The following is a 13,581-nucleotide window of genomic DNA, read 5'->3' on the forward strand; positions in this document are numbered from 1 at the left end:
ACAAAAATACATTTACTAAAGATAGTGTATCATACTAAAAAAGTTAATTTGTTCTCTAAGATCTAATAATAAATAAATAACCATCCCTATATTTCCTAGACCAATTAGCAATACTGCAATATTAGTGATGATGTGTAACTTACTTTTCTTTAATCGTTGGATTAAAGATGTGCTATTAGTAATAGTTAAAATAAAAAATAGAAATGCTAAAATAGCACATGTTCCTGCCACTATAATCCATAAATAATCTTTCATCTATCAATACTCCCATCTCATATCATTTTTTAATAACTTGACAACTGCTAAGGAAAAGATAAACAAAATCAATGATAAACCAATAATAATATAAACAAAAGATGTTATTATTTCACCTGTATCAGGCAATCTTCTGACTGGCACAGCAGGTGTTGGCGTATATATTGTATCTTTTTCTTTACTATCAATGGTATCTTTTTCTAGAATAACACCTACTTCTGTTTCTTTTTCTTCACCAAAATAAGTGTCATTCGCTAAGCTAATAGGAGAAAAACATGCCAGTGATACTAATAAACCTAACAACACAACTAAATTATTCTTCCTAAAAAACTTCATCATAAGAAACCTCCTAGTTGATTCCTTTTTTCCCTTTTCCTCGACTTCCGTTTTTTTTGTTTTTTCTTCTTTTTCTATTTTTTAATTCATCTATCCATTTTCTATCACGCATTAAGATAGTTATAATTAAACTAACTAAAACGACATTAAGGGCTATAATAATAATTTTTACTATTGTCTTTGTCTCTACTGAAAAAGCTGCTTCTTTATTTAATCGATTAGCATCTTCTTTTTTAATAGTAAAATCTTTAATCAAGTTAAAACTTTCATATTGATTTTTGGCTTCAAAATGAAACGTATACTCTCCACCTTTAAAATCTGTTAATCCCCAGGGAATTTCAAATTTTAAGAGCGAGCTTGGTGCAAATGTAAAATTATCAATATTATTTTCTTTTAATTTTTGAGCCTTACCTTTTTCTGTTACATACGATCTGACTTCTAAATTTTCAATTGTTTTAGGATCTGGATTAAGAATAAATCCTTCCACAACTTTTGTCCCTGAAACAACATTTGCTCGAACTTCTTCTAAGTCTAATTTATTTCCATCATTATATGCCAGACCTTCTTCTGAAGTAATAACACCTAGAGCATATTGGTAACTTTCGCCCACACCAGTTTTTTTATCATCTGAAGATTCTGCTATGACAATTCTTCCCATTTTAACACCTTCATAATGCTCTTTTGGCGGTGTCAAATCAAAAATCATAATCTCTTCTTGACGTGGTTTAATCACTACTTTTTCGGTCCTTGGTTTTACTATTTCTGTGATTGGATGCTTTAATACCTTAGCTATGTTTTCAGGGTCATTGGAATAAGCAATATCACCATATGTGGATGACATCGCATTTTCCACAATAAATTCAACAGTAATATCTCTATCATCTGTGGTGCTTAAAATGGATAACTCTAGTTCTTGCTTTTTGCCTGGTTCTGTTTGAACATAATAGTAACCTTTTTCAGCATCTATTTGAGTATCTGAATATATCGGCCTAACCGAAAACCCAATCCCATCTTCAGCAGCAATTGTTTTTACATTGCCTAACACTAGGCTTAGACATATTACAAAAAATAATTTAAATAAAACATTAGATTTTTTCATTAACGATAAATTCCCCTTTATTATCTAGAATTGTTTTATCATTGACATATATTTCAAAATAATACATATCATCATCTTCAAAAATGTTACCTGATAACTTTGAAATGCCATTTTTATCAATATCTTTTATCTTTTTATTTAAATTATTTTTAGCAATATCTTCTGTTTCAAATCCCTCACTACAGAAAACAACATCTCCTTTATTGTAAGTAACTGTTTTCCCCCATATGATGCTTGATACATGAACAGCAGCTGCAATAATTAAAATAGATAACAAAGTCAATAACAAATATACTGGCCAAAATAAGTTAGCTATGACACACGTAATACTAACCAAGACAACATCGAATAAAATAATGTAACTCAGTAATATTTTTTTATTATATGTACTTTTTTTGAAAATATAGAATAAAAAAATATTAGTCATTGAAACTAACACGAAATATAAAATTAACATCCATAGTAAGGCTTCTCCTCTAAAATGAGTAAACTCTAGCACGCGAACAACATATGACGCTCCCTCTGTTACAAAATCTTGAATTTCAGTATATAGTTTTTGAGCTTGTAAATTATACACTAGCCATAGTATCAAGATTCCAAGTACTCCTAAAAATAGTTTTAGCGTTTGCCTGTCTTTTCTTAAATTCAAACGACTTCACTCCATCCTCTCTTAATTGATAAAAAAACTGTATCGAGATTAAACAAACCTATCTACAATTTTTTCTCGTTTTTAAACTAGTCTCTTCCTAACACTCGCAACAAACTTACTCGTTATTTAACTATAAACACAATCCAACATATCACGGATTAATATATCTCATACAGCTTCCATAATCATACTAAATTATCAAAATCATATTTTGTGTTATCTTAATAATATTATTATTGTACGTTTTTTTCAACCGTTCAATCAAATTGTTATGTTATTTTAATAACTTACTGAACATATTTTAAATTCAAGCAAAAGAGTTCCGTCTCTCTTTTGCTTGAGCTTCTTATTATGGTACATCCTCTACTGAATACGTCACAGTAGATTTATAACTTCCATTTTTTTGATTTGCCGGAATTCTCAATTGAATAAGCCCTTTATCATCTGCAGTTTTATACGGGAGATTCCACTTACCATAACCTTTTTCAACTTCAGCTTTTCCAATAGGTATTAAACTATCATTATCATTAACTCTAACACCATCTGTTGTATCTCCTTCTTTGAATCCTTTATCAGGTCCCAAGGTAACTGGCTCAATTCCAGTTGGTAAGTCAGGAGTCCCAGCTTCTGGAGTTACTTGCGGAAAAAATAATTGTGCACCATTTATTGTCTCTGTTGGTTTTAAGACATTTGAAAATTTGTCTAAGCTAACTTTTAGTGTCCAGCCCGTTCTATTCCCACTGAATTCTGTGACAGAAACAGTCATCGGGTTAGTTGCTACTGCAATGATTTCATTAAAATTAGCATCATGTTCTCCAAATCTCAATACACCTGCGTCAACAGTCAAACCATTCTTATTCTCTGTTAACTCAAATGTAACTTCTTTTTCCTTTGAATCTTTTTCAATAGCACCGACGTTTATAAAACCAACCATAAACAAACTTAAACTAAAAAAAAAGAATACTGTTTTTTTCATCGTTACCCTCCTTCTCTTCCAATCTTAGTCCTCTCCTTTATTATATCATTAACATACGTTATTTGAAAGGTCGCGAAGCATATTTTTTTAACGTTTACCTTATTTTTTGTAAAAAAACAGGTGATTATATTAACTAGATTTACTTTTTTTCAGTTTTAATTAGTGAAAATTAGGTGACACTCTATTGCTATCACTTGAATTCTCCGTTATTATTAAATAAAAGAATGTTAATTGAACAAAATAACTTATTCTACCAAATAGAAAGGATTTTTATTATGAAAAAATCGAATACATTACTAATAACTATATTTTTACTGTTTAGTTCTCTTTCTTTTTTTAACTTAACCAGTCTAGCATCAGACTCAGAAAATATGAATTTTTCTATGGGGGTAACACCACCTAATAATCAGGTTAATAAAGAGGTCACTTATTTGGATTTTAAGCCTACACCTGGTAAATCTCAAAAACTAGAAGTAACTGTTACTAATACAGGTAAAGAAAAAAAGAAAATACGAGTCACTCCAACTAACTCCATTACCAACCCAAATGGCATTATTGATTACTCCATTCAAGAAAAAAATTATCGTTATGATGATTCTTTAACCATCCCTTTCACAACTTTAGTTGGTGATGCTCAATCTGTAAACGTTAATCCTGGAAAAACTGAGACACTTCTGTTTGATTTTACCCCTCCTAAGCAAGGATTCGAAGGCATTATCCTAGGAGGTTTCGTTGCTGATTTAGTTGATACTAAAGAAGAAACATCTCAAAATGAAAACATCAGTTTTGTTAATAAATTCCAACTTGTAAAAGCAGTTGTCATTCATGGAAATGAACAAGTTGTAGAACCCGATTTTGTTCTTCACGAAGTCAAACCTGCGCTCTATTCATATCGAACGGCCGTGACTGCAAATCTTCAAAATAAGTCTCCCATGCTTTTAAGTAATGTCAATGTTAAGGCAGATATTTCAAAAAAGGGATCTGATATCACCTTAAAATCAGAAGACAGACGAAACATTGAGTTTGCTCCAAACTCAAATTTTGATTTTCCAATTATGTGGGATAATGATCCTTTAGATCCAGGAGACTACATAATTAATATTACTGTGATTGCCAACAAACAAGAATTCAAGTTCACTGAAGAGTTTAAGATCTCTAAGAATCAAAGTGAAGATCTTAACCAAAATGCCGTTAATCTAGAAAATGAGACTAAGGATAATTTAATGTGGTTAATTATCTCTGGCCTATTCATTTTAGTTATTATCTTCTTAGTTCTTTTCATCATAATAGATAGAAAAAAAAGAAACAAAAAAAAGCGTAAAAAAACACGGCCTTCGAAAAAAAATAAAGTAAAGGTTAAAAGTAAGAAAAAATAAAAAACAGTTAAAACCGAAATTGGTTTTAACTGTTTTTTTATTCTATGCCAACATCTAATATATCTTGGATGTCTTCTATAGTCATTTTATTTAAAGCTTTCACATCTTCTGAATTTAGCACTTGTTGGAAGAGTTCTTTTTTCTCTAATTGAAGACGATTCATTTTCTCTTCCACTGTTCCTTCTGAAATAAGTCGCCAAACTTCAACTTTTTTCTTTTGGCCCATACGATGTGCCCTACCTGTTGCTTGTGCTTCAACAGCTGGATTCCACCATAGATCATATAGAATAACGGTGTCTGCGCCTGTCAAATTCAGCCCAGTTCCTCCTGCTTTTAAGGATATGAGAAAGACATCTTTCTCTCCTCGATTAAATCTTTCTACCATTTCTTGACGTTTGCTGATTGGTGTACTGCCTCTAAGATAAAATGTCTCAACACCCAGGTTAGCTAATTCTTCTTCTAATATACTAAGCATACCAGTAAATTGAGAGAAAAGTAAAATACGTCTACCATTCGCCTTAGCTGTCTGAATCAAGTCAAGCGCTTGAATTAACTTGCCTGAATCTCCTTCATAATCTTCAATAAATAATTTAGGGTGACAACAAATCTGTCTTAGACGAGTGAGTCCAGCTAAAATCGAAATACGATTTTGATTTAATTTTTCTTTGCTCATACCAGAAAAACTCTTTTGCATTTGTCGTAAGTGAGCTATGTAGACAGTTTTTTGCTCTTCGGTTAACTGACTATATAAATCAGTTTCTACTTTATCTGGTAAATCATTTAGCACATGTTTTTTCTCACGTCTTAAAACAAATGGTTGAATCATCATAGCGATACTTTCTGTTGGTAGTTGTTTAAATCGTCTCAATGGTGGGAAAAAACCAGGCATTAAGATTCTAAATAACGCCCAAAGCTCTTCCAATTTATTTTCAATTGGTGTCCCACTCAAAGCAAAGAAATGATCTGCTTTTAATGTTTCAATTGTTTGGAATGTTTTGGTTGCTGCATTTTTTATCATTTGTGCTTCATCCAGGATTAAACTATGGAAATTCATTTCCTTATAGAGTTCATAATCCTGTCTTAAAGTAGAGTAAGAAGTTACTAAAACATCTGCATCATGGTGTGCTTTTAATAGCTCATGTCGCTCTGTTTTACTCCCTATAATAACTGCTGCTTTTAAGGTCGGAGCAAATTTTTCAATTTCAATTTGCCAGTTATATAATAAACTAGCCGGTGCTACAATCAATGAAGGAGCGTTTAATTTTCCTTCCTCTTTTTCAGACAAAAGATATGTAATAGTTTGGATTGTTTTCCCTAACCCCATATCATCAGCTAAGATACCACCAAAATGATAATGACTAAGCATTTTTAACCACTTGAAACCTGTTTTTTGGTAACCTCGCAATTTAGCATTTAACTGTTTAGGTAGGCTTACTTCAAATTCTTTTGGATGAGTCAAATCCTCCACCATTTTTGTAAACAAGTCACTGGTTTCTACATCTTTCATCTCTGATAAAGCTTGGTTAACCAAAAGTCCTCTGTATCTTGGGACCTCCAACTTCCCTTTACGAACTTTAATATCACCTCTTAATTGTTGTAACACTGAGCTCGTCTCTTTAAAGCCGAACTCATCTAAGAAGAGCAACTGTCCACTTTTCAGTTGATGATAATCTTGTTGTTTCATTAAACTAACTAAAACATCATTAATTTCCTCTTCTTCGATATTGGAGATATCAAATTGAATATCTAACCATGAGCCATCTTCTTTCACACTAACTTTCGGTTGATAATCTGTTGAGTTGAGAAATAGCTGTGCCACATTAGGCGCAATTTCTACTTCAGCATACTTTCGTATAGTCGGAACTTCCTCTCTAATAAAAGCATAAAGTTCTTGTTCCTTTGGTAGTTGCTTCATGAAAACATGTTGACGTTTTGCGAAATTAAAATGCTTTAATAGTTTTTCAATCCGTTTTTCTTGTACTTGATTACGAATAACATGTGATTCTTTCCCTGTGTTTGTCGTAAATTTAGCATCACTAGAGAAAATCACATCACCGTATACATAATCCACACGTGCCTCTAATCTACTATTAGCTTCTTCAATTCGAATTTTAGAACGTAATGGCACACGAATCATTTCACTTTGTAAATCATCTGACACGAAAACATCTGCAACAGTATCTAAATTCGGTAAAATATAAGAGAATAAATCTCCTACATTGTCTTTAGTAAATAAAATTTCTGGTTTATCCACTCTCTTTAATAACTGCAACAATAACTCATAACGTTCTGTCTGTTCTGTTGTCATTTCATATATAGAATGGTTACCAATAGCCCATTGATATTTTTCTAGATAGATTTCCACTCGGTCCTTAATCATTACTTTGTAATCACTTGTGCCAACAGGTACTACTCTAATCTCAATAGGTAACTTCCCTTTTTTAAATCGGATAGTCTGTTTCTTATCACTAGGGGTATTAAAAAGCAAGCGCTCAGTCTTGCTTAATTCCTCCACAAAAAATTGAGCATCTGGATTGTTTAGGATTAAATAGCGACGATTAAGTTTCCCTTTTTGTTGGACATTAATTTGATCCAATAATTCTTGTGCTAACTTTATTTCTAATAGTTTATCTAATAACATACTGTCCCGATTGGTAAAAGAATTCTCACCAATTTTATAAACATGTTCATTTAGCTTATAATTTTTTTTCTTCTCATAAGCTTCTAAAAATTCTTGAATGTTTTTTACTACATAAGTTTTACTACCTGGGAAACGACTTCCTAACTTCAACGATAACCCTAAAACTGACTGCTCTGGTTGGAAAGATAACGTTTCTACTACATCTATAGTAAATTCAGCTTTTAGTGGATCACTTGATATAAGTGTTTTTTCCGTCTCTGATTCTTGTAATCGTTCAAAACTTTTAGAGAAAATATCTGCATGTGTTGGTGGTTGATAAATTTTTTGAGTATTTGCTTGCTTTTTAATGTAACGATTTAAGCCCTTACCTCTTAAAGCTAGCTCTGTGGCCACGGTATGCTTACAAAAACCATGTTGTTGCCAGTATTGGCATTGACACACATCTTCTTCTTTGGCTGTGCCATCTAGTTCAATGTGAAATACTTCCGAACCCACAACATCTGCATACCAAACTTGTTGTTCCTCATTTTTACTAATGGAAACAACTCGACCTTCTTTAGCATATTCTCGTCCTTCTTCTACAACCTTTTCAGGAATTGACCATTTCATTTTATCCACACCCTATCCACATTCTAATCACCTTATCTGCTAGTTAAAAAAGGTCTTCCAACTATTATATCAAATTTATAAGAATAATATCTCTTTTAATTAAAAAAAGGAGCAGATTTCTCTACTCCCAAAAGTTTAAACTTATTATTTAGGCGTGTCAGACAAAGTCCAGACTAACGTTCCTTTGTAATGACCGACTGAATTCCCCATCCTTTGTTTCAATCTAATACCCTCATCTTCCTTTGAAGAGTGAAGATTAATATCTTTAATCAAGTCAACTTCATCACTTGGAGACTTCTCGTAAGACTCAAGCGTTAACGCATTTCCTGTAATCGCAATTTCTTGACCTTGTTTGTAATACACGAGACCTCCTAGAAATAAATCGCCTTCTTTATCTTCATTTTTTATCTCATTATCTAAGAGTGCCAGATTTAAACTCCACTTATCTTTTTCTTCAGTGTTAAAAACCGTTACTTTATTTGAACCTGCTGCACTTCCGGTGAGTAACTCATGGGTTCTTTGATTATTTGACGTTGGTTTAATCTCTCTATACCTCAAATCTGGAACACTAGCAAAAGTATTTTTAGGCTCATACTCTACAAATATATGACCATCAAACATAGGAATCATCTCTCCTGAGCCAACTTGATCTTTAACTATCAATTGATAAGTATCCACAGACGCGCGAGTATAACCTGATTGTTCTAACTTAATACTTTGTTAAAAATCGAGATTATTCATGACCTTAACTCTTGTAGATTTTTTTCTTCCAGATAACCTTTCAATTCTTCATATCAAAACACCCTCAACTGGCTTACTTGGATTAGCAAAATTAGGTTCACTAGATTTTAATTTACCATAGTCTATTTTATATGGATAATCTAGCTGATTATCCAATGTTGTTTCAGTTTTATATTGCGATAGTTTTTCTAATTCATTTACTTGTTCAGTTTCTAGTAGATCATTAGTTATTAAACTTTTACAAGTAACTCATCTTCTGAAAATTCTGTTATTTCAGACACAATATCAGCTTCAGTTACTTCTTGACTATATACATTTTCCATCGTATTTTGGGTTAATATGATTAACCTTAAAAGTAATATTGTTATTTTTTTCAAAAAATACTTTCTATCCTGTTCAAACTAAAGTTTTTTAGAATACAATTGTAACACGTACCAACAAATATTGTACCTTAATCACCATATTATATAATTAAACAATCATTTTTCAAATCTATCTGATAGAGCTTGCATCATAAAAGCTCTCCGAAAATGTGTCTATCTTCAGAGAGATTATTCAACTAATGACGACATAGGAATTTTTTCAAAATCAATCCATGTTTCCACATAACTTTTTCCATCAACTGTTGATTTAACTTGAAGTTGTTGAGGAATTCTTTCCTTTAACTCTCTCACATGAGAGATGATACCTATCAATCGACCTTCTCCCTCAATACTTTCTAGAGAGCGTATAGCCATTTCTAAAGCATCTTCATCTAGAGATCCAAACCCTTCATCAATAAACATAGCGTCTATTTTGATTCCCCCAGACTCTTCTTGAATAACTTCAGACAGAGATAATGCTAAGGAAAGTGCTGCGATAAAACTTTCTCCACCTGATAAGGTGTTGACGCTTCTAATAGCTCCAACGTTGTCATCAAAAATATTTATTTCAAGGCCGGTTTTATTTTTAAACGCCCCTTGCTCTTCTTTTAGTTCAAAGCGATAACGGCCATTTGTGAGAACAATCAATTTTTCATTACCACGCTCTAATATTTTTTTCAGATACGTCTGTAAAACAAAGCGTTCCACACTCAGTTTATGAGGACCATCTCCTGACATTACATCCGCCAACTGGGCTATCTCTTCAAAAGATCGCAGCATATCTTCTTTCGATGCCTCTTTATCCATCACTGTGTCAATCAATTTTTGATTATTCTTTAACAAAATAGTGAGTTCTGTCCACTGTTGTTGAAGAATATCTACTTTTTCTTTTAAACGGTGTGCTAACTCAATTAAAGGAGCTAAATTCGGTTCTTGTCTATCACCAAGTTGGTTTTCTAAAGTTTCTCTTGATTCATTCAATGCATATTCTTTTTTACTAAACTCCACTAATTGGCTTCGATACACTTCAAGTTTTGGTAAGTCATTTATTAATAATCGTCCTTCTTCTTCCGTTAGCTTTTCTTGATTTAAAAAGTAATCCCACTCTTCTTGCTTAGCTTCCCATTTTTTATTAATTTCTCGTGCCTTTTCTTTACTTGTTTTTAACGTCGTTTGACTAATTAATAACGCTTTAGCTTGCTCTTCCTTTTCGATACTAAGCTTCTCTTTTAAACTTAACCATTGAGCGACTTCTTCTTGAAGAACTTTTTGCTTATCAACCAATTCCTTCAAATTTCCCCACTCTGTTGATAAATCACCTAATAAATCAGTCAAAGTTGTCTTATTAATAAGTAGCCGTGTTTCAAGTGCTTTCTTCTTCTCAGCCACGATTGTTAATTCACCTTCACTGCTCACTAGTTCTACACCTTGAACTTCTAAAGCTTCTTCTTGTTCTAACATCTCTGATAATCTATCTGCTTTTTGTTGAATGCTCTCCTCAAGTTTTTCTTTTTCCACTATCACTTGACTCAACCACTCATCTTCAGGTATATCTATTTGCAAATAGTTCCTAAGCTCTTTATTTTTTAGATGTAGCTCATCTTTTAATGAGACCAACTCTTTTTTTGCATAATCTTTTTGATTCATGATAGTCACTAAAGTTTCTTTTTTTTCTATACTTTTTATTTCAGCTTTTTCAAGTTTTTCTTCTAGAATCTTCATATCTTCTTTTGTTAACAACTCTCCATGAGTTGGTTTAGGATGCTCAGTAGCTCCACACACGGGGCATTCTTCTCCAGGTACTAAATCCAAACTTAATTTAGCGATTTGCGCTTTTGCCCATTCACTTTTCATTTCTTTATAATGCTTATCTGCCGCTTCCCACTCTGTCGTTGACTTCGATAGTTGCTCTTCTTTTTCAAGTAATAATGATTCTTTTACCAATAGTTGTTGCTGCATTAGTTGGTATTCTTTTAATTGCTTTTCCTGTTGTTTCTTCTCCACTAATTGTTTTTCTTCTAGGTATTTATTTTCTAATAATGCTGGTTTGCTTTTTAATAAGTTAGTCAATTCATTCTGTTGTTTTTTTAATTTGGATACTGTTTCTTCCAGACTCATTTGTTGTTGATTCGTTTCAACTAACTCTTTTTCTATTTGCCTTACTTGCTCCTCTAGCATTTTCTTTTTCTCTAAAAGAGGAATGCTTTTTTCCATCTCTTTTAATGTTTCTTTTTTGACCAGTACCTCAGTTTCTTCCTTAAGTATTAATCCCAAGCTATTTGAGGTTAACACTAAGCTTTCTTTCAGTTGTTTTTCCTGCTCTTTTGCTTCTGCTAGCTCTTTTTGAACTGTCTCTTTTTCTTCTGTTAACTCTATCAATCGATGAAAAACAGACACGTTTTCCTTGACTATGATAAGACAATCCAATTTTTCTTTTATTTCCTGATTCCTTAATCCTTCTTCATTAAGGGATTCAAGTTGTTTTAAAACATCTCGATACTCTTCAAATTTTTCTTGCCACTTTTTTTCTTCTTGTAATAAACCTTGATGTTCTTTTTCCTTTAATTTAGCTTCTTTTAAAGATGACTCTAACTCTTTTTCTCGTTGATAAAACAGACTACTTGCTTCTTTATACAAGTCTAATACATCTTTGTAATGCATTTCTTTAATATCATTATTTTCCTTAATATCATTATTTTCCTTAATATCTGCAGGCCATTCCAACTGATTGACCAGTACACGAAGTTCTTGCTGAATACCGTCTAAGGTTTTTTCTTGGTGTTTTTTTTGGTCTTTTAAATATTCTGCAACATCTTGATAAAAATAGGTATTAAATAATTTTCGTAAAACTTTTTCTTTACTGTTACTATCCGCAATCAAAAATCGTCTAAATTCTCCTTGAGGGAGCATCACTATTTGTGAGAATTGTTGCTCATTCAATTGCAATAAATCACTTAGAAAAGGACCCACATCTTTTTGCTTAGTCATTTGATTAATTTCTTGACCCATCTCATCATAAATCGTCAATCTCACATTTGATGGTTGCTCTCTAAACCCTTCACCTCGTTGTTTTTTTACAAGTTGTTCCGGTTCTCTTTCGACTTTGTAGACTTTCCCATTTTGTTTAAACTCAAAAACTACTTTGGTTTTAGCGCCTACTGCAGCAAAATTGGATCTCATTTCTTTTCCTTGTCTTAATCCACCTGACGTACTTCCATATAAAGCATAACTCATGCCATCAAACAGTGTCGTTTTTCCCGCTCCCGTTTTACCAGTAATTAGAAATAACGACCGCGCGTAGTAGGCAGAAAAATCAATGATGCTATCTTCATAAGGTCCAAAGTTTTTTAAAATTAACTGTACTGGTTGCATACTTATCCCCCTACTTTTCTTTTCTATTCTGAATAATGGCTTCTTCAATCCAGGTCAATTGATGTTCGGTTAACTCTTCTTCGGTGATTTCTTCAAAATATTTTTTTAACAAAACATCTGGACTTAACTTGACTAATGCTTTTTCTTTTTGAGCTATCTCCACTTTTTTACTTTCATGAGTTACTCGATCTAAACTAATAATACGTGGATAAATCTGTCTCAATTCTACTAATAGATTAGTAATCACTGTAGTATCTGTTAGAGAAATTCCTAAATAGTCCTCTCGATTTATCTGATTATAGTAACTTGGTGTCGTCAATTCTTTATGCGACGCTGTTATATGAGCCACATCTCTTAAAGGGCTTAAAGGAATAAAGGTATTGTTAACACTTTGCTTCTTCAACTCAACAATTCGAATTCCTTTTTCTTGTTTTTCTTCTGACAATGAATACTTTAATAATGCCCCACTATATTGAATACTTTCGTGACTTGTGATAGCTCTACTGTCATGAAGATGACCTAAAGCAACATAGTCAAACACCTCAAGAACGTCCATTGGAACACTGTCTAGTCCCCCTACTTCAATAGATGTCTCTGAATCACTACGCGATGATCCTGCTGCAAAAAAATGACTTACTAAGACATGATTCATATCTTGATCAAACATCTCTGTCATTTTTTCAACCACTCGAATCATAGCTGTTTTTATATCTTTAATCCTATCATCACCAAAAAATTGTCTCGCATGGAACGGTTCAAAATAAGGCAATAAGAAAAATTGAGTGTCCTCTAAAACAACAGGTATAAAGGCTTCTTCCAAACGAGTATGCAAATGGAATCCTTGGGTCTTTAACCAATAACTCCCTGTTTCAAGTCGTGTAGAACTATCATGATTTCCTGAAATAGCTAATACCAGATACTTTTCTTTGATATTCATCTCTATCATCATCTCATTAAACAAAGCTACCGCTTCTATTGATGGAATTGAGCGATCATATATATCTCCAGCAATCACAATGGCATCGACATCTTCTTCCTTAGCAATAGCCATCATTTTATGAAACACATCTTCTTGTTCTTCTAATAAAGAAAAACCATTTAATTTTCTACCAATATGCCAATCAGCTGTATGTAAAAATTTCATTATACCCCTCCTAATAAAGCT

The 13,581-nt window shown here is 32.5% G+C and carries 10 protein-coding genes; 1 reads left to right on the forward strand and 9 read right to left on the reverse strand.

The features are described from left to right. Positions 1-15: 15 nt before the first annotated feature. The 5 genes from DOK76_RS05290 to DOK76_RS05310 form a co-directional block, all read right to left on the reverse strand. Positions 16-255 carry a hypothetical protein gene (locus DOK76_RS05290; RefSeq protein WP_206965496.1) on the reverse strand — a complete coding sequence of 80 codons (240 nt, stop codon included), beginning with the start codon at positions 253-255 and terminating at the stop codon, positions 16-18. A gap of 3 nt (positions 256-258) precedes the next feature. Beyond that, positions 259-594: a hypothetical protein gene (locus DOK76_RS05295; protein WP_206965497.1), complete on the reverse strand. Its 336-nt coding sequence runs from the start codon at positions 592-594 to the stop codon at positions 259-261. Positions 595-604: 10 nt separating this feature from the next. Next, complete coding sequence (locus tag DOK76_RS05300) at positions 605-1,690, reverse strand: WxL protein host-binding domain-containing protein (protein WP_206965499.1); 1,086 nt, start codon at positions 1,688-1,690, stop codon at positions 605-607. Next, positions 1,677-2,339 carry a hypothetical protein gene (locus DOK76_RS05305; protein ID WP_206965502.1) on the reverse strand — a complete coding sequence of 221 codons (663 nt, stop codon included), beginning with the start codon at positions 2,337-2,339 and terminating at the stop codon, positions 1,677-1,679. Before DOK76_RS05305 ends, DOK76_RS05300 begins: the two co-directional genes overlap by 14 nt. Before the next feature lie 349 nt (positions 2,340-2,688). After that, entirely contained in the window at positions 2,689-3,315 is a 627-nt protein-coding gene (locus tag DOK76_RS05310) for a WxL domain-containing protein (protein WP_206965504.1), read from the reverse strand. A gap of 224 nt (positions 3,316-3,539) precedes the next feature. Here DOK76_RS05310 and DOK76_RS05315 point away from each other — a divergent pair, with 224 nt between their 5' ends. After that, positions 3,540-4,691, forward strand: coding sequence for a WxLIP family cell surface protein (locus DOK76_RS05315; RefSeq protein ID WP_206965507.1), 1,152 nt, complete (start codon positions 3,540-3,542; stop codon positions 4,689-4,691). A gap of 37 nt (positions 4,692-4,728) precedes the next feature. Here the strand turns inward: DOK76_RS05315 and DOK76_RS05320 are convergent, their stop codons facing one another. From DOK76_RS05320 to DOK76_RS05335, 4 genes are all read right to left on the reverse strand, one after another. Further along, on the reverse strand, positions 4,729-7,941 hold the full coding sequence (locus DOK76_RS05320; protein WP_206965509.1) for a DEAD/DEAH box helicase: 3,213 nt from the start codon (positions 7,939-7,941) through the stop codon (positions 4,729-4,731). 144 nt (positions 7,942-8,085) lie between these two features. Next, positions 8,086-8,604 (reverse strand): hypothetical protein, encoded by a 519-nt coding sequence (locus tag DOK76_RS05325; RefSeq protein ID WP_206965511.1) that lies wholly within the window; start codon positions 8,602-8,604, stop codon positions 8,086-8,088. 629 nt (positions 8,605-9,233) lie between these two features. Then, entirely contained in the window at positions 9,234-12,416 is a 3,183-nt protein-coding gene (locus tag DOK76_RS05330) for an AAA family ATPase (protein ID WP_206965514.1), read from the reverse strand. Positions 12,417-12,426: 10 nt separating this feature from the next. After that, the gene (locus DOK76_RS05335; RefSeq protein WP_206965516.1) at positions 12,427-13,560 is read right to left on the reverse strand and encodes an exonuclease SbcCD subunit D; all 1,134 of its coding nucleotides are present in this window, start codon (positions 13,558-13,560) and stop codon (positions 12,427-12,429) included. Positions 13,561-13,581: the final 21 nt, after the last annotated feature.

Origin of the sequence: Candidatus Vagococcus giribetii (assembly GCF_017316185.1) — a bacterium.
Lineage (GTDB): Bacteria > Bacillota > Bacilli > Lactobacillales > Vagococcaceae > Vagococcus > Vagococcus giribetii.